This is a genomic window from Anaeromyxobacter oryzisoli, from assembly GCF_022690765.1.
GTDB lineage: Bacteria > Myxococcota > Myxococcia > Myxococcales > Anaeromyxobacteraceae > Anaeromyxobacter > Anaeromyxobacter oryzisoli.
Window position 1 is genome coordinate 41,869 of record NZ_JALCZA010000026.1, and the last position, 16,573, is coordinate 58,441.

16 protein-coding genes are annotated in these 16,573 nt (G+C 75.4%); 7 read left to right on the forward strand and 9 right to left on the reverse strand.

Features of this window, described 5'->3' with window-relative positions:
* Positions 1-10 precede the first annotated feature (10 nt).
* Positions 11-661, reverse strand: coding sequence for a hypothetical protein (locus MNZ27_RS10505; RefSeq protein WP_242394001.1), 651 nt, complete (start codon positions 659-661; stop codon positions 11-13).
* Between the two features lie 485 nt (positions 662-1,146).
* Between MNZ27_RS10505 and fmt the strand changes: the two genes are divergently transcribed.
* The 3 genes from fmt to rpe all read left to right on the forward strand — a co-directional run bounded on the left by fmt (position 1,147) and on the right by rpe (position 4,387).
* Positions 1,147-2,079, forward strand: a complete 933-nt coding sequence (gene fmt, locus MNZ27_RS10510) for a methionyl-tRNA formyltransferase (RefSeq protein ID WP_242394002.1) — start codon at positions 1,147-1,149, stop codon at positions 2,077-2,079.
* Positions 2,076-3,401: a transcription antitermination factor NusB gene (locus MNZ27_RS10515; RefSeq protein WP_242394003.1), complete on the forward strand. Its 1,326-nt coding sequence runs from the start codon at positions 2,076-2,078 to the stop codon at positions 3,399-3,401. Before fmt ends, MNZ27_RS10515 begins: the two co-directional genes overlap by 4 nt.
* 302 nt (positions 3,402-3,703) lie before the next feature.
* Positions 3,704-4,387, forward strand: coding sequence for a ribulose-phosphate 3-epimerase (rpe, locus tag MNZ27_RS10520; protein ID WP_242394004.1), 684 nt, complete (start codon positions 3,704-3,706; stop codon positions 4,385-4,387).
* A 49-nt stretch (positions 4,388-4,436) separates the two neighbouring features.
* Here the strand turns inward: rpe and MNZ27_RS10525 are convergent, their stop codons facing one another.
* From MNZ27_RS10525 to MNZ27_RS10535, 3 genes are read right to left on the reverse strand one after another with little or no spacing between them, the layout of a single operon-like run.
* On the reverse strand, positions 4,437-4,853 hold the full coding sequence (locus MNZ27_RS10525; RefSeq protein ID WP_242394005.1) for a septal ring lytic transglycosylase RlpA family protein: 417 nt from the start codon (positions 4,851-4,853) through the stop codon (positions 4,437-4,439).
* Positions 4,850-5,527 carry a uracil-DNA glycosylase family protein gene (locus MNZ27_RS10530; protein ID WP_242394006.1) on the reverse strand — a complete coding sequence of 226 codons (678 nt, stop codon included), beginning with the start codon at positions 5,525-5,527 and terminating at the stop codon, positions 4,850-4,852. Before MNZ27_RS10530 ends, MNZ27_RS10525 begins: the two co-directional genes overlap by 4 nt.
* On the reverse strand, positions 5,518-6,453 hold the full coding sequence (locus MNZ27_RS10535; RefSeq protein WP_242394007.1) for a DUF429 domain-containing protein: 936 nt from the start codon (positions 6,451-6,453) through the stop codon (positions 5,518-5,520). Before MNZ27_RS10535 ends, MNZ27_RS10530 begins: the two co-directional genes overlap by 10 nt.
* Before the next feature lie 197 nt (positions 6,454-6,650).
* Here MNZ27_RS10535 and MNZ27_RS10540 point away from each other — a divergent pair, with 197 nt between their 5' ends.
* On the forward strand, positions 6,651-7,127 hold the full coding sequence (locus tag MNZ27_RS10540) for a response regulator transcription factor (RefSeq protein WP_308197945.1): 477 nt from the start codon (positions 6,651-6,653) through the stop codon (positions 7,125-7,127).
* Here the strand turns inward: MNZ27_RS10540 and MNZ27_RS10545 are convergent.
* Positions 7,120-8,133 (reverse strand): zinc-dependent alcohol dehydrogenase, encoded by a 1,014-nt coding sequence (locus tag MNZ27_RS10545; RefSeq protein ID WP_242394008.1) that lies wholly within the window; start codon positions 8,131-8,133, stop codon positions 7,120-7,122. The genes MNZ27_RS10540 and MNZ27_RS10545 overlap by 8 nt on opposite strands.
* Positions 8,134-8,282: 149 nt before the next feature.
* Between MNZ27_RS10545 and MNZ27_RS10550 the strand changes: the two genes are divergently transcribed.
* Entirely contained in the window at positions 8,283-9,242 is a 960-nt protein-coding gene (locus tag MNZ27_RS10550) for a prolyl oligopeptidase family serine peptidase (protein ID WP_242394009.1), read from the forward strand.
* Between the two features lie 15 nt (positions 9,243-9,257).
* On the opposite strand, the gene MNZ27_RS10555 is transcribed toward MNZ27_RS10550, so the two are convergent.
* Together MNZ27_RS10555 and MNZ27_RS10560 are read right to left on the reverse strand one after the other, a co-directional pair.
* Positions 9,258-10,235 carry a TRAP transporter substrate-binding protein gene (locus MNZ27_RS10555; RefSeq protein ID WP_242394010.1) on the reverse strand — a complete coding sequence of 326 codons (978 nt, stop codon included), beginning with the start codon at positions 10,233-10,235 and terminating at the stop codon, positions 9,258-9,260.
* A gap of 16 nt (positions 10,236-10,251) precedes the next feature.
* Positions 10,252-11,166 carry a TRAP transporter TatT component family protein gene (locus MNZ27_RS10560; RefSeq protein ID WP_242394011.1) on the reverse strand — a complete coding sequence of 305 codons (915 nt, stop codon included), beginning with the start codon at positions 11,164-11,166 and terminating at the stop codon, positions 10,252-10,254.
* 43 nt (positions 11,167-11,209) lie between these two features.
* Between MNZ27_RS10560 and MNZ27_RS10565 the strand changes: the two genes are divergently transcribed.
* A complete protein-coding gene (locus tag MNZ27_RS10565) occupies positions 11,210-13,123 on the forward strand; it encodes a TRAP transporter large permease (RefSeq protein ID WP_242394012.1) in 1,914 nt (637 codons plus the stop codon).
* A 287-nt stretch (positions 13,124-13,410) separates the two neighbouring features.
* On the opposite strand, the gene MNZ27_RS10570 is transcribed toward MNZ27_RS10565, so the two are convergent.
* Together MNZ27_RS10570 and MNZ27_RS10575 are read right to left on the reverse strand one after the other, a co-directional pair.
* Positions 13,411-14,142, reverse strand: coding sequence for a sphingomyelin synthase family protein (locus MNZ27_RS10570; protein ID WP_242394013.1), 732 nt, complete (start codon positions 14,140-14,142; stop codon positions 13,411-13,413).
* A gap of 260 nt (positions 14,143-14,402) precedes the next feature.
* Positions 14,403-15,263 carry a class I SAM-dependent methyltransferase gene (locus tag MNZ27_RS10575; protein ID WP_242394014.1) on the reverse strand — a complete coding sequence of 287 codons (861 nt, stop codon included), beginning with the start codon at positions 15,261-15,263 and terminating at the stop codon, positions 14,403-14,405.
* Between the two features lie 94 nt (positions 15,264-15,357).
* Between MNZ27_RS10575 and MNZ27_RS10580 the strand changes: the two genes are divergently transcribed.
* Positions 15,358-16,164 (forward strand): glycerophosphodiester phosphodiesterase, encoded by an 807-nt coding sequence (locus MNZ27_RS10580; protein ID WP_242394015.1) that lies wholly within the window; start codon positions 15,358-15,360, stop codon positions 16,162-16,164.
* Positions 16,165-16,573 lie beyond the last annotated feature (409 nt).

Genomic DNA, 16,573 nt, shown 5'->3' on the forward strand with positions numbered 1-16,573 from the left:
CTCGGGGGGACTACGAGGGGTCCGCGCCGCGGTGCGGCGCGGAGACGGCGAGGGGCGTGGGCTCGGGATCGTCCACCGCGAGCGCCGCGCGACGCTCGCGGGCCGCGGCCGCGAGCGCCTCGGCGGCCGGCGCGAGCTCCGGCGCGCGCTCCGCGGCGGCCCGCATCCGGGCCACGGCGTCCTCGAGCACCGCGGCGTGGCGCGCCTCCCGCTGCTTCAGCGCCTCCACGGAGTCGAGGAACGTGCGAAAGAGCTCCTTGAGCTCGTCGCTCCGCCGGAGCGTCCGCATCCGCGGGAAGCGGCCCTGGGCGAGGAGCGAGAGGTAGTGGGCCATCACGAAGACGGGGCCGGCGACCCGGTGCGTGATCACGACGCCGAGGAGCGCCAGCGCGGCGGCGAGCAGCACGGCGATGAGCGCGAACGCGCCGAACAGCAGGCGATCGCTCCGCTCGACGAGGAGCCGGGTCTCGGCGTCGGGCGCGAGCAGCGCGGTCACCTGCGCGTGCGCCTGGTGCAGCCAGAGCCCGAACACCACCGCGACGGCGAGCCCCGCGCCGGCCATGACGAGCGCGTACTTGAGCTGGAAGCGACGGTCGACGAGGTACCGGCGGCGGGGCGGTCGCACGGGGGCCCGGGGCGCTGCGACCGCGGTCTCGGCCATCCGGTGTCCCCTTTCCGCCCGCGGGGGTCGTGCGCGCGGGGCGGGCCCGATTGTATCGCGGGGAACACTCCCGGCAACGGCCGGAGGTGCGGGGAGGTGCGCGCCTCACCGACCGTCAACCACCATTGGACGGGGGATGCCGGCGTTCACCGAGCGATGAATGGCGCGGGCGCGAGCCGGCACGCGCCCGTGGACCGTCACCGTCACCGTCACCGGCTGCTCCGTCACCCGTGAACCGACTCCCGTGGCCCGTGGCCCATCCCCCGTGTTCCGACGACGGCGACGGTCCGACGGATCACGGGCCGACGGATCACGGGCCACGGGCCACGGGAGGCGGGAGGCGGGGCACGGGGGGTCGGTGACGGTGACGGTCACGGTCACGGGTACGGGTTCGCGTGCGGGTTCGGGTTCGGGTGCGCGTTCGGGGGCGGTTGGGACCGGGCCCCTCGACCCGGGGGCCACCTCCGCATATACACACACCCGCCATGCGGATCGTCTTCATGGGGACCCCCGCCTTCGCCGTGCCGTGCCTCGACGCCCTCGCCGCGGCCGGCCACGAGCTGCTCGCGGTGGTCGCGCAGCCGGACCGCCCGGCGGGGCGCGGCGGCGCGCTCCGCGCGCCCGCCACCAAGGTCTGGGCCGAGCCCCGCGGCGTGCCGGTGCTCCAGCCGCAAAAGGTGCGGGATGGCCGCCTCGCCGCGGAGCTCGCCGCCCTCCGTCCCGACCTCCTCGCGGTGGCCGCGTACGGGCGGATCCTCGGCCCCGACCTCCTCACCCTCGCGCCCCACGGCGCGATCAACGTGCACGGCTCGCTGCTCCCGCGCTACCGGGGGGCCGCCCCGATCCAGTGGGCCATCGCGGAGGGAGAGCGCGAGACCGGCGTCTCGATCATGCAGATGGACGAGGGGCTCGACACCGGCGACGTCCTCCTCCAGCGCGCGCTCGAGATCCGGCCGGACGACACCGCCGACACGCTCGCGCCGCGGCTCGCGGCGCTCGGCGGCGCGGCGCTCGTCGAAGCGCTCGCGCTGCTCGAGCGGGACGCCCTCGTCCCGGTGAAGCAGGACGCGTCGCGCGCCACGCTCGCCCGCATCCTCGTGAAGGACGACGGGCGCATTGACTGGTCCGCCCCGGCGGCGCGGATCGCCGACCGGCTCCGCGGCTTCACCCCTTGGCCTGGCGCGTTCACCACCCTCGAGGGCCGGATGGTGAAGCTCCTCGAGGCGCGCGCGGAGGCGGGCGAGCCGGGCGCCGCCCCGGGCGCAGCGCGCCGGCTCGCAGGGCGCGGCCTCCTCGTCGCCTGCGGCGGCGGCAGCGCCCTCGTGGTGACCCGCCTGCAGCCCGAGGGGAAGCCCGCGCAGGACGCCCTCGCCTTCCTGAACGGCCTGCGCCGCGACGCCTTCTCCCTCGGCACATGAACGCCCGCAAGCTCGCCTTCGAGGTGCTCCGCCGGGTCGAGGAGGGCGGCGCCTACGCGTCCCGCGCCCTCGACGCCGCGCTGGCAGGCGCCGGCGCTCGCGATCCGCGCGAGGCGGGGCTCGCCACCGAGCTCGTCTACGGCACCCTGCGCCGCGCCCTCGCGCTCGACGCCGCGCTCGCCCCGCACTCGCGGCGCCCGGTGGCCGCGCTCGACCCGCCGGCCCGGATCGCGCTCCGGCTCGGGGCCTACCAGCTCCTCGTGCTCCGCACGCCGGCCCACGCCGCCGTCGGCGAGGCCGTCGCCCTGGTGAAGGCGGTCGACCACGGCCGCGCCGCGGGGTACGTGAACGCGGTGCTCCGCGCGCTGGCGCGGGCGCCGGGCTTCCCGGAGCCGCCGCCGCTCGCGACGGACCCCGCCGGCCACGTCGCGGCGGCGGAGGCGCTCCCGCGCTGGCTCGCGGAGGAGTGGGTCGCCTGGCTGGGGCCGGAGGAGGCCCTCGCGCTCGCCCGCGCGATGAACGGGCCGGCGCCGCTCTGCCTCCGCGCGGCGACGGATCGCGACGGCCTCGTGGCGCGCCTGCGCGCGGCCGGGATCGACGCGGCCCCTGCCCCGCGCGCGCCGGAGGGTGTGCGGGTGACCGGCGCCCCGGTGGCGGCGGTGGCGCGCGCCGCGGGCGACCTGGCGTTCCAGGTGCAGGACGAGGCCGCCCAGCTCGTCACGCTCTTCGCCGCCGGCGAGCTCAGGGGCGCGAAGGCGCGGGTGCTCGACGCGTGCGCCGCGCCGGGCGGGAAGGCGTTCCACCTCGCCGAGCTGCTCGCGCCCGGGTCGGAGGTCGTCGCCGTGGAGCTCCACCCGCGCAAGGCCGACGCCCTCGCGCGCGAGGCCGCGCGGCGCGGGCTCGCCGGGATCCGGGTCATCTGCGCCGACGCCGCCCGGCCGGTGCCCGGGCTCGAGCCCGGGAGCTTCGACGCGGTGCTGGTGGACGCGCCCTGCGCCGGGCTCGGCACGCTGCGGCGCCACCCCGAGCTGAAGCTCCGCCGGGCGCCCGAGGACCTGCCGCGCATGGCGGCGCTCCAGCGCGAGATCGCGGCGAGCGCGGCGCGGTACGCCGGGGCGGGCGCGCCGGTGACGTACTCGATCTGCTCGTTGTCGCGCGTGGAGGGCCCGGACGTCGTGCGCGGGCTCCTCGAGACGGGCTTCCGGCGGGCGCCGCCCCCCGCGGGCTTCCCCGCGGACGTGCTCACGCCGGACGGGGACCTCCTGACCCTCCCGAGCCGACACGGGACGGACGGCTTCTTCGCGGCGCGGCTGATGCGGTAGGCGCCTGCGCCGAATTACTCCCGAACGCACCCGAACGCGAACGCGAACCCGGGCTCTCCTGCCCGTCACCCGCTTCCCGTCTCCCGCACCCCGTGCCCCGTGAACCGTGAACCCTCGGACATGGGGGATCCGGTTCACCGGGGACGGAGCGGAGCGGCCGGTGACGGTGACGCGCACGGCTCACGGACACGTGCCGTGCCGGTAACCGTCCATTCCCGTGCCCGCCACGGGGGTGGGGCCACGCGCCGGGAGGCGGCTCGACCGACCTGCGCGCCGCCGAGGCGCCGGGTTAGACTGCCGCCATGCCACGGCCCATCCGCATCGCCCCCTCGATCCTGTCCGCCGACTTCGGCTGCCTCGCCGACGAGGTCCGCGCCGTCGAGGCGGCCGGGGCGGACCTCATCCACGTGGACGTGATGGACGGGCGCTTCGTGCCGAACATCACCATCGGCCCGCTCGTGGTCGAGGCGGTCCGGAAGGTGACGCGGCTCCCCGTGGACGCGCACCTCATGATCGTCGAGCCGGAGCGGTACGTGGACGCCTTCGCCAAGGCGGGCGCCGACTTCATCTCGGTCCACGCGGAGGTCTCTCCCCACCTCCACCGGACGCTCCAGGCGATCCGGGCCGCCGGCGCGCGGCCGGCGGTGGCGCTGAACCCGGCGACCGACCTCGGCGCCGTCGAGTACGTCCTCGGCGACTGCGACATGGTCCTCGTCATGACGGTGAACCCGGGCTTCGGCGGGCAGCGCTACATCGACGCCTGCACCGAGAAGGTGCGCCGCCTCCGCGCCATGGCCGACGCGCGCGGGCTCGCCCTCGACATCGAGGTGGACGGCGGCGTGAAGCCCGACGTCGCGGTCACCGTCGCCGCGGCCGGCGCCAACGTCCTCGTGGCGGGCACCGCGGTCTTCGGGGCGGGAGACTACCGCGCCGCGATCGCCGGCCTCCGCACCGGCGCCGAGCGTGGCCGCACCGCCGGCCGCTGACACCGCTCGAGTCGAGGCCGCAGCAGCTCGACGCGAGCGGGCGTCGTCGTCAATCGGCCGGCTCGACCCGCACCCGCACGAGCCCGCGGGGGATCATCCCGAGCTGACGGGCGGCCGCGAGCGACACGTCCACGACCCGGCCCCGCACGAACGGTCCGCGGTCCGTCACCGTCACGTCCACGCTGCGGCCGCTCTCGAGCTCCGTGACCCGCAGCCTCGTGCCGAACGGCGCGCTCCGGTGCGCGCACGTGAACGCGTGCGGGTCGTAGCGCGAGCCGCTCGCGGTGCGCCGGCCGTGCAACGCGCGGCCGTAGTAGCTCGCGAGGCCCTCCTCGCCCTCCGTCCAGTCCGCCCGCCCCGCTTGGTCGGCGGGTGGGGAGCCTGGGGCCGATGTCGGCGGGGCGTGCGCGCAGGCGGCGGCGAGGAGCAACAGCACCGCCGCGACGCGCGCCCCGCCCGCGCTCATACGCGCCGCCCCCGGAGGGCGCGCCGCATCGCGGGGTGCGCGGCGAGCAGGGTGAGCGCGTGCTCGAGGAGGGTCCGCCCGGGCTCCATCTTGAACCAGGTGGAGGCGCCCGACGGGTGCGGGAGCGCGATGACGTCGGTCTTCACCCCGTGGAACTGCGTGCGCAGCCGCCGGCCGACCACCGCCGCGATGGGCTCGGCGTGTCCGAGCACCTCGGCGATCGCGAGCCGCCCCACCGGGACGACCAGCCTCGGGCGGAGGATCTCCACCTCGCGCCGCACGAAGTCCCGCCAGAGCGCGCACTCGTCGGCGGACGGGAGGCGATCGCCGCCGTTCTTCGCCTTGCCGGGGAAGCAGCGCACCACCGCGGAGATGTAGATCCGGTCGCGGACCGCGTCCTCGGGCGCGCCGGTGGCGCGCTCGAGCCAGCGGAAGAGCGTCTTGCCGGCGGTCCACGCGAACGGCCTGCCGAGCCGGGCCTCGTGCGGGCCGGGGGCCTGCCCGATGAGGAAGACCGGGGAGACGACCGGGGGTCCGTGCACCGGCGGGCCGAAGCCCTCGGGTCGGAACGCGTCGATGTCGCGTTGCACCGCCTCCAGGGCGGCGATCGTCTCCGCGGGCGACGCGGGCTCCGCGGGGGCATCCGCGGCCGGGCGCCGGCGCGCTACCTCCACGGCTCCTCGCGGATGGAGTGGATCCACCCCTCGCTGCGCGGCACGTTGGCGGGCACGCCCTGGAAGTCGTCGCGCCAGGCGGCGGCGGCGCCGACGGCGGAGAGGACGGCGTCGAGGTGCTCGGCGCGGCCGTCCTCGACGATCTGCGCGGCCTGCTCCATCTCGAACTCGAGCTTGGCGGCCGAGCGGAGCGCGCGGAGCATCCGGGCCCGCCGGGTGGCGCGGGCGACGCCGTCCCGGTCGTCGTCCTGGTACGCGCAGACGCCGCAGAGCGCCCGCGCGACGTGCGCCGGCCGGACCTCCACCACCACCGGCGTCCCGACCACCGGTGGATCCCAGGGAGGGAACGTGGCGGTCGCGTGCGCGAGCGTGCACAGGCCGAAGAACGTCTGCCGGTAGGTCCGCGCGCTGGTCGGCGTGTGCAGCTCGGCGCGGTAGCAGTCGGTGAACCGCGGCCGCTCCTTGGTGCCGAGCTCGGCCCGGAACCGCGCCGCGGCCTCCGTGAAGTCGCCGTCCGTCCCGAGGAAGCGCCCCTCGAGGTGCTGCCCGAGCACGGCGGGCCCGCGCAGCGCCTGGCGCAGCAGCCCCAGCAGCCGGAGGTGCGTCTCGCAGAGCGAGAGCGCGAAGTCCACCCCGACGACGAGCCGACCCTCGGCCCACTTCGTCTCCTCGGCCAGCCAGGCGCCGAAGCGCGCCAAGACGTCACGCCGGCCCGGCGCGTCGGTGAACGGGCGCCACAGACGCGTGAGCCGGGCCCGCTCCGGCTCGCACTCGATCTTCGCCGCGACGATCTGGTTCCCCGCACCCTCGGCGCCGCTCCAGCGGAGCCCGATCACCACCCCGCGCTCCGGCATGGCGACGCGGGGCGGCGCGGCCCGTCCGTGGACGGCGCTCGACGACGCGCCCGCTTCGGTCTCGGTGCTCATGGGTCGTGGGCGCCCACGACGCGGCGCCTGGGTGCGTTTATCCCCCGATTCCAGCGGGTGTCAACGCCGGCGGCGGGCCCGGAATGGGCGAGGAAGCGCACCGATCCGCCCAGCCGCGCACATGCGGCTCGAACGGGTACCGCCGCAGCCAGAGGGGGTTCCCTGGGCGGGGGCCGGTACCTACCGTACGCGCAGCCATGGAGACGCACGCACGCATCCTGGTCGTCGAGGACGACCCGTCCATCCGGGAGGCCCTCGCGGAGCTGCTCACCGAGGAGGGCTACGCCGTCGCATCCGCGGCGAACGGCGCAGAGGCGCTCGCGCTGCTGGAGCTCGAGGCACCGCCGAGCCTGATCCTGCTCGATCTGATGATGCCCGTGATGGACGGGTGGGCGTTCCGGAGCGCGCAGCGCCGGGATCCGCGCCTGTCCCCGATCCCGGTGCTCGTCCTCTCCGCGAGCCGCGTCGCGGACGGCGGTCCGGAGGCGGAGCTCGCGGCGGACGCGTTCCTCCAGAAGCCGTTCGAGCTCGAGGCGCTCGTGGACTTCGTGCGGTGGCTGACGCGCTCCACCCCGCCGGCCACTCCGCCGGGGCCCCGCGCCTGCTGCGCGGGGTCCGTGGCGTCGCGCGCCCGCTTCGCCGCGGCCGCGGGAGCCGAGGCGCCCCTCACGTGAACGTGAAGACGAGCCGCGCCGACACCTTCCCCTGCTCCAGCTCCGAGAAGCAAGCGTTCACGTCCTCGAGCCGACGCGTCTCGTAGACGACCCTCGTGCGCTTCCGCGCGTGCAGGTCCAGACACTCGGCGAGATCGACCCGCGTCCCCACGATCGAGCCCACCACGTGAATCCCGTGCAGCACGGTCTCGAAGATGGGCAGCTCCAGGCGGTTCTCGGCGGGGAGCGCGACGAGCGCGAGCGTGCCGCCGCGGCGGAGCGAGCCGTAGGCCTGCGCGAACGCCTTCGGCGAGACGGCGACGCAGATGGCCTGGTCGGCGCCGCCGAGCTTCCGGATCGCCTCGACGGGGTCCTCGCGCGTGGCGTTCACCACGTAGTCCGCGCCGAGCTGCCGCGCCAGGTCGAGCTTGGCGTCCACGAGATCGACGGCGACCACGGTGCCGCCCGCGATCTTCGCGTACTGCAGGGCGAGGTGCCCGAGGCCGCCGATGCCGAACACGGCCACCAGATCGCTGGAGCGCGTCCCGGCGACCTTGACGGCCTTGTAGGTCGTGACGCCCGCGCAGGTGATGGGGGCGGCCTCGCGCGGATCGACGCCGGCCGGGACCGCGCCGACGAACGCCGCGTCCGCCTTGGCGTACTCCGCGTACGATCCGTCCACGGAGAAGCCGGTGTTGCGCTGAGCCTCGCAGAGCGTCTCCCAGCCGGAGACGCAGTACTCGCACGTGCCGCAGGCATGGCCGAGCCACGGGACGCAGACGCGGTCGCCCTCCTTGACGTTCCTCACGCCCGGCCCGGCCCGCTCCACGATGCCGACGCCCTCGTGGCCGGGGATGAGCGGCAGCTTCGCCTTCAGCGGCCACTCCCCACGGCACGCGTGGATGTCCGTGTGGCACAGCCCGGACGCCTCGATCTCGACCACCACCTCGCCGGGGCCCGGCGTGGGCTTCGGGACGTCCTCGATCAGGAGCGGCGCCTTGAACTGCCTCACGATCGCGGCTCTCATGGCTCGGCCTCCTGCGTGGCTCCGCGTCCGGCGTGGGGCACCCTCGGGCGCGTGAGCGGCGCGTTCGTCGCCAGGTCTCGTGGCGACACCACTCGCTTCGAGCTACTGCCTACTCTGGCGGCGAGCGCGCCGCTCGACGACGGAGCGCCGTGAGGCTGCCGCGCCTCCATCGCGCCGTGGACGTCCTCGCCATGTGGAGCGAGGACCTCAGATCGCTCGCGCCCACCCCGTTCATCCGCGCGGATGGCGCGCCGCTCGAGTGCTTCGGCCCGCTCCCGCCGCTCCCCCTGGACGGGCCGGGCGCCGCCGGCCCGTGGCGCGCCCCCTCCCCTCGCCCCGCGCCCGGCGACGCGGAGCTGCTCGTCGAGGCGACGCCCGCGGCCGGACCGCGGCGCGGCACCCTGATCCTGGTCCCGCCCTGGAAGCTCCCGCGCCTCTCGATCCTGTCGGGGTGGCGCGCGCGGCTTGCGCGCTCCGGCCACGACGTCTGGACGGTGGTGCCGCCCCGGCACCTCGGCCGCGCCGCGCCCGGGGCGCGGAGCGGCGACGGGTTCGTCTCACCGGATCTCCCGGCGCTCCGCCGCGCCTTCGAGCAGCTCGTCCTCGAGCTCCGGACGCTCGTCGCGCTCGCGCGCCGCCGGCCCGGCGCGGTGGGCATGGTCGGGCTCTCGCTGGGCGGGCTCGCGGCCCTCCTCGCCGCGACCGCGCCCGAGCCGCTCGACGTCGCCGCTGCCGTCGGACCGCCCGCGGATCTCGCCGCGGTGTTCGCGCGGACGCGGATCGGCCGCCGCTACCTCCGGCTCGCGACCGCGGCCGGCGCGCCGCCGCCGCCGCCCGCGCAGCTCGCCGAGATGCTCGCCCCCTTCCGCCCGGAGCGCCGCCGCCCGACCGCGGGCCGGGTGCTCGTGGCCGTCGGGGCGGAGGACCGGATCGCGCTCCCCGAGGGCGCCCTCGCCCTGGCGCGCGCGTGGGGCGCCGAGGCGCGAAGCTACCCGCGCGGCCACCTCACGCTGCTGTTCGCCTGCGAGGCCGTGCGGCGCGACCTCGTCCGGCTCGCGGCGGGCGGAGGGGGCTCGGCCGCCGCCCTCCCCGCCGCGCGCCGCCGGTGACGCCGCGCCCGCCCGCTACTTCCGGCACTGATCCCGGGCGGCCTTCACCTCGTCGAAGAACGGCGCCGGCACCACCCCGCCGCGGATCACCGGCCAGGTCCGCTCCATCGCGGCCCGCCACGCGGCGGCGTCGCCCGGGACCGTCTTCAGCCCCTGCTTCTGCATCGCGACGACCGCGTCGGTGTTGAGCCGGCGCACCTCGGCGTCCACCTTCCGGCCGAGCTCCTGGGCGACGGCGAGGAGCTTCGGCCGGAGGTCGGCCGGGATCTTCTCCCAGGCGTCCTTCCGGATCAGCGTCGCCCCGACGAGCCAGCTCCAGGACTGGTCCATCATGTACGGCGCCCGCTCGAACAGGCGCGCGGTGAGGACGTAGAGCGGCACGTTCGGGATGCAGTCGATCATGCCGGTCTGGAGCGACGGCACGATGTCCGTGGCGTTCAGCTCGACCGGCTTCAGGCCGGCGGCCCGGTACGCCTCGACGCTCTTCGGGTCGCCCGACCAGACCCAGATCTTGGCGTCCTTCATGTCGGCGGGGGTCCGGTGGGGCTTGTCGCAGTACAGGCTCACCGCCCCGATCCGGCTCCACTGGAGCGCCACGAGCCCGCGCCGCTCGAGGGAGGCCTCGATCTGCGGGCGGACCTTCGCGAAGGCGCACTCCATCTGCGCCTCGCTCTGGAAGAGGAACGGCACCGAGAGCGCCTGGGGCTCGGGGATGACGTCGTGCATGCCGACGTTGGAGATCGCGGCCGCCTGGAGCTGGCCGATCCCCATCTTCCGGACCATGTCGCCCTCGCTCCCCTGGGCGCCGCCGGCGTAGATCCGGAGCCTCACCTTCCCGCCCGACGCCTGCTCCCAGCGCTGGCCCAGCTCCTTGAGGAGCTCGTGCCAGGTGGAGCCCTGGGGCGCGAGGGTCCCGAGCTTGATGGTGACGGTCTGCGCGTGCGCCGCCGGGGCGAGCGCCGCGACGAGCGTGGCGAGGAGCAGCTTCTTCAAGACGTTCTCCGTGGTCTCAGAGGAACAGATCGTCGGCGTGGTCGAGCAGCGCCTTCGCCCGGCGCTGCGCGAGGATGTTCGCGAGCCGGAACCGCGGCTCCGCGCCCGGATCGGCGCGGAGCACCTCCTCGAGGACGCGGGTGAACTCGGCCCGGTCCTGTCGCTGGACGAGCACGCCCTCGGCCCATGCGACGTGCGGGCCGAGCTTTTTATTCGACGAGAGCGCGAGCGCCCGGTCGAGGTGCGCCCGCGCCAGCTCGGGACCGCCGCCTTCCGCGGCGGTCCGGGTGGCGTCGTACGCGAGGAAGAACTCGTGGATGGCCCCGGCGCCCCACCCCTCGTCGAGGGCGAGGGCGCGGTTCATCAGGGCGATGGCGACCGGCAGCTCGGCGACGAGCGCCATGTCGTCCTTGCCGTTCACGATGGCGAGCGTCCAGGACGACGCGGTCCAGTAGAGGAGCGAGACGTCGCGCCGGCGCATCCTGCCGAGCGCCTTCTCGAAGCCGCGCCCGTCCCGCAGCCGCCCGGCGATCCCGCGGTGGCGCACGTCGAGGCCGCGCAGGCCGTAGTCGCGGGCGCGCAGGAAGAGCTTCTTCGCCCGGGCCCGCCCCGCCCGCGCCTCGTCGAGCTTCCCGTCGAGGTCCGCGAGCTCGGCGGGCTGCTGCACGAACGCGAAGCCGTACTGCGTGAAGCCGCTCGCGGTCGCGGCGAGGAGCCCCTCGTGCCGCGGGTTCTCCGCGAGCAGGCCCTCCATCGTCTTCAGGCCGAACGGGATCGCGTCGCGGACGAGCTCCGGATCGTCGTCCGAGGCGTAGGTCGAGCCGCTCTGGGCGACGGCGTCCGACGCCGCGGCGAGGGCGGCGCTGCGGCACCCCGAGAGCGACGGGGCGATGACGGCGAGTGCGATCGAGAGGAGGAGGGTGCGCTTCACGCGGGGATCCGGGCCGCGGAGAGGAGTTTCGTGCTACTCATAGATGCCCCTCGTGGAGGGGTCAATCGACTTTCACGTGAGCACCCCTACTTCTTCTCCCGACGGCCCTGGCGCGAGGCCGGAGCGGCTGGGCACCTGGCTCGAGCGCGGCCTGGTGACCCTCCTGCTCCTGGCGATGATCCTCCTGCCCGCGGCGTCCACGGTCGCGCGGCGCTTCCTCGGCCACGAGCTTCCCGGCTCGTCGATCCTCGCCCAGCACATCACCCTGTGGGTCGGCTTCATCGGCGCGCTGCTGGCGACCGCGACCAACCACCACCTCGCCCTCTCCACGATCGAGCTCCTGCCGCAGGGGCGGCCGCGGCGCGCCGCGATCTTCTACACGCAGGCCGTCTCCGCGGCGATCTGCGCGCTCCTCGCCTGGGCGTCGGTGGAGCTCGTCCAGGCGGAGTGGGCCGGGTTCGGCCAGGTCGCCTTCGGCATCCGGACCGCCTGGAGCGAGCTGGTGATGCCCGCCGGGTTCGCGGCGATGGCGCTCCGGTTCGTGTGGAACGCCGGGCACGGGGACGGCGCCGGCCGATGGGTGCGCCGGGCCGCCGCCGCCGCGATCGCCGCGGGCGCGTTCCTCCTCGCCGGGGTGGCCCCGTCCCAGCCGCTCGTCACCGGGCTGCTCCTCGCGATGCTGGCGGCGTTCCTCCTCGGCGCGCCGGTGTTCATCGTGATGAGCGGCCTCGCGATGACCCTCTTCTTCCGCGGCATGGTCGAGTCCGGGCAGCTGCCCGGCGAGGCCATCGCGGCGGTCCCCACCGCGATCTTCAACCTCGTCGCCTCCGCGACGCTCCCCGCCATCCCCCTCCTCACCGCCGCCGGCTACGTCCTCGCCGAGGGCGGCGCGGCGCGCCGGCTGGTCCGCGCCTACAAGGGGCTCTTCGGGTGGATGCCGGGCGGGGTCGCCATCATGGCGACGTTCGTCTGCGCCCTCTTCACCACCTTCACCGGCGCGTCCGGCGTCACGATCCTCGCCCTCGGGGGGCTCCTCCTGCCCTCGCTCCTCGAGGAGAAGTACCCGGAGGACTTCTCGGTCGGCCTCGTCACCGCCTCCGGCTCGCTCGGCCTGCTCTTCCCGCCCTCGCTCCCGGTGATCCTGTACGCGGTGGTGGCCGGGGTGGGGATCGACGTGCTCTTCATCGCCGGCCTCGTCCCCGGGCTGCTCATGATCGTCGTCGTCGCGGCGTACGGCGTGGTCGTGGGCGTCCGGGCCGGCGCGCCCCGGCAGCGGTTCGACCTCCGGGAGGCGGCCGCGGCGCTCTGGGACGCGAAGTGGGATCTCGGCCTCCCGACGCTCGTCGTGGTCGCGGTCGGGACCGGGTTCGCGACCGTGGTGGAGGCCGCCGCGCTCGCGGCGGCGTACTCGCTCGTGGTGGAGCTGCTCGTCTTCCGCTCCATCCACCCGACCCGCGACCTGCCCCGCGTCCTCGTCCACGCCGCAGCGCTCGTCGGGAGCGTGCTCATCCTCCTCGGGACCGCCCTCGGCCTCACCTCGTGGTTCGTGGACGCGGAGGTCCCGACCCGGCTCGTCGAGTGGATGACGCTCCACGTCCACTCGAGGGCGCTCTTCCTGCTCATGCTGAACGCGGTGCTCCTCGTGCTCGGGAGCGTCCTCGAGATCTACTCCGCCATCGTCGTGCTCGCGCCGCTGGTCGCGCCGCTCGGCGCGGCGTACGGGATCACGCCCATCCACCTCGGGGTGGTCTTCCTCGCCAACCTCGAGCTCGGGTTCCTCTTCCCGCCGATGGGGCTGAACCTCTTCCTCTCCGCGTCGCGGTTCGGCAAGCCGCTCCCCTGGGTGTACCGGAAGGCGTTCCCGTTCCTGCTCATCATGACCGCGGGCGTCCTCGCCATCACGTACCTGCCCCAGATCACCGACGGCGTGGTCGCCGCGCTGGGGAAGGGTCCGTAGGCTGGCCTCCCGCGCGCCGAACCCGAACCCGTCACCGTGCCCGTCACCGTGACCGTGACCGTTTCCCGTGCCCGCCTCCCGCCTCCCGTGTCCCCTGGCCCGTGATCCGACGGCGGCGGACCACGGGAACCGGACCACGGGAACCGGACCACGGGAAACGGACCACGGGAACCGGGCCACGGGAACCGGGCCACGGGCCACGGAACCCGGGTCACGGGTCACGGAGAAGCCGGTGACGGTGACGGTGACGGTCACGGATCACGGGGCCGCGTTCACCGGCGCCCGCCTCAGATGTCCGGCGCCGCGTCGTCCGCCGGGGCGCGCGGCGGCCAGCCCTCGCGCAGCGCGAAGATCGCGAACGTCACCGCGTAGGCGCCCGCGACGTCGATCGCGTAGTGCAGGTGCGCGAGGAAGACCGACGCGACCACGAGGACGTGGCCGGCCAGGGCGACCGCGCGGAGCCGCCGGTGTGGCCAAACGTAGAGCACGAGCAGGAACGTCGTCGCGGTGTGGCCCGAGAAGAAGAGGTCCTTCGTGAGGTAGACCGCCATCGCGTCGTGCGCGAAGACCTGCCACGGCGACGCGAGCGCGAGCAGCGCCTGGAGGGGCGCGTGCCCGGCGAGGCCGGGCCCGGCGTGGACCGGATCCGGCGGGCCGAGCCCGGTCAGGGCGATGGTGGCGCCGCGGGCGAGGGAGACGAGGCCGCCGGTCACGGCGTAGCGCGCGAAGCGGCGCGGCGCCTCCCAGAGCAGGAGCACCGCGACCGGCACGTAGAGCACGAGCCAGAGCAGGTAGTTGCCCTGCGCCACCGCCTCGACGTACGGCACGTGCGCGATCACGACGTCGGGGAGCGTGGGCGCGGGGCGCAGCTCGCCGAAGATCGCCGCGGCGGTCATCGCGACGTAGCACGCGCCCCGGAACGCCAGGGCGGCGGCCACCGCGGGCAGCGCCGCCCGGAGCGCGCCGGCGCGGGTGGGCGCGGGCACCGGCAGCGCGACTCCGGGATCCAGGCCGAACACGGCCTCCTTAGACCACGCGCCGCCCCGCGCGCCAACCCGGAGGCGCGGCGGCCGGGCGAGGAGGCGCCCGGCGTGCAAACACGCTCGTACCCGGCTCGTACCCGTCACCGTGCCCGTGACCGTGACCGTTCCTCGTGCCCGCCTCCCGCGTCCCGCATGCCGTGGCCCGTGTCTCCGTCGGATCACGGGAGGCCGGGCCACGGGCCGCGCGACCCGGTTCCCGGGTCACGGAGAGGCCGGTGACGGTGACGGTCAACGGATCACGGGGCGTCCCCGCACGCGCGCGCCGGTGCGCCCTCGAGCATCCGCACCAGCTTCGGCCGCACGCCGGTCGCGGCGAGGAGCGCGTCGAGCCGCGCCTGCGCCTCGCTCGAGCGGCTCCGGATCTTCCGCCCGAGGATCAGCTCGTTCTTGACCGAGTGCTCCCAGCCGGTGAGCTCCGTCACGGTCACCTTGTAGCCGTACGCCTCGAGGGCGAGGGCCCGGACGACGTTGGTGAGGTGCGAGCCGAACTCGCGGCGGTGCCACGGGTGCTGGAAGAGCGGCGCCATCGCCGGCGCGGGCTCGGGGACCTCGGCGAGCTGCCGCGCGACCTCGGCCTGGCAGCACGGGACCACCGCGACGTGATCCGCGCCGTGGCGGATCGCGAGCGCGAGCGCGTCGTCGGTGGCCGTGTCGCAGGCGTGGAGCGCGGTGACCAGGTGCACGCGCTCGGGGAGCGGCGCCGCGTCGATGGCCGCCTCCACGAAGCGCAGGCGGGAGAACCCGAGCCGCGCGGCCCGCTCGGCGCCCGTGCGGGCGAGGTCCGGGCGCGACTCCACCGCGAGCAGCGTCCCCTTCGCCGCCTCCCTCAGGAACAGCTCGTAGAGGATGAAGCCGAGGTAGCTCTTGCCCGCGCCGCAGTCCACGATCACGGGCTCTCCGAACCGGGCCAGCACGTCCTCGAGCGCGGGGGCGAGCAGGTTCGCGAGGTGGTTCACCTGCTTGAGCTTCCGCAGGCTGTCGGCGTTCAGATCGCCGTCGCGCGTGAGGAGGTGGAGCTCCTTCAGCAGGGCGGGCGAGGTCCCCGGCAGGAGCTCGCGGCGGACCGCGGCCTCCCCTTTCACCTGGCGTCGTGTCATCGCGCCCGAGGTTCTAACCCGGATCGCCCCGGGGCGCGCGGCGAGCCCCGCGGCGGACGTTGACGGCTCCGGCGGCGTCGGCGAAGGTCGGGGCATGTCCCCCCGGCGCCACCGGCCCTACCTCGACCTCCCCGGCCCCTGGCTCGTCGCGCACCGCGGCGGCAGCCTGCTCGCCCCGGAGAACACCCTCGTCGCGTTCGATCGCGCGGCGGCGCTCGGCGCCGACGCCATCGAGACCGACGTCCACCTCACCCAGGACGGCGTGGTCGTCGTGTTCCACGACGACGACACCGCGCGGCTCACCGGCGCGCCCGGCACCATCGAGGGACGGACGTTCGCGGAGGTCTCCGCCCTCGACGCCGGCTTCGCGTTCACCCCCGACGGCGGGCGCACCTACCCGCACCGCGGGCGCGGGCTCCGCCCGCCCGCGCTCTCCGACGTGCTCGCGCGCTACCCGGGGCTGCGCTTCAACGTGGACGCGAAGAGCGAGGATCCGGCGCTCGCGAGCGCCCTCGCCCGGACCGTCGAGGCCGCCGGCGCCGTGGACCGGGTCTGCGTCGGCTCGTTCTCGGACGCCCAGGCGGAGCGGCTCGGGGCCCTCCTGCCGGACTGCGCCCGCTTCCTGCCCGAGAAGGCGGCGACGTGCCACGTCCTCGCGGCGAAGGGGGCGGGAGACGGCGCCGCCTGCCCGGAGGGATTCGACGTCGCCGACCTCCCGCACCGGCTCGACGACCAGGTGGTCGTGGACGCCGCCGTGGTGGACTGGTTCCACGCGCGAGGGATCCCCGTCCACGTGTGGACCGTGGACGAGGAGGCCGACATGCGTGCCCTGCTCGCGCTCGGCGTGGACGGGATCGTGACCGACCGCCCGGACGTGCTCGCCCGCGTGCTCGGTCGGTGATCCGGTTCACGGTTCACGGCGCTGCCCAACGCGAATCCGTACCCGCACCCGGCCCCGTCACCGTGCCCGTGCCCGTGACCGTTCCCCGTGCCCGCCTCCCGCTTCCCGTGTTCCCTGGCCCGTGATCCGACGGCGTCGGACCACGGGATCGGGCCACGGGCCACGCGACCCCGGGTCACGGGTCACGTAGAGGCCGGTGACAGTGTCGGGCACGGATCACGGGATCCGTGCGGGGCGCAGTCCAAAGCCGTCATTGCAGGGTGGAGGGACCCCGCCGCAGGCCTCAGGATTCAACACATCTCGGGCGGAGAGCAGGCCCGGTCGAGGAGGGGCCTTGCAGGCGAACGGCCCTGAATGACGAGCGGTCCGGGCTCAGGAAGATGGAAAGGCCGGGGCGTCACGGTGCCAT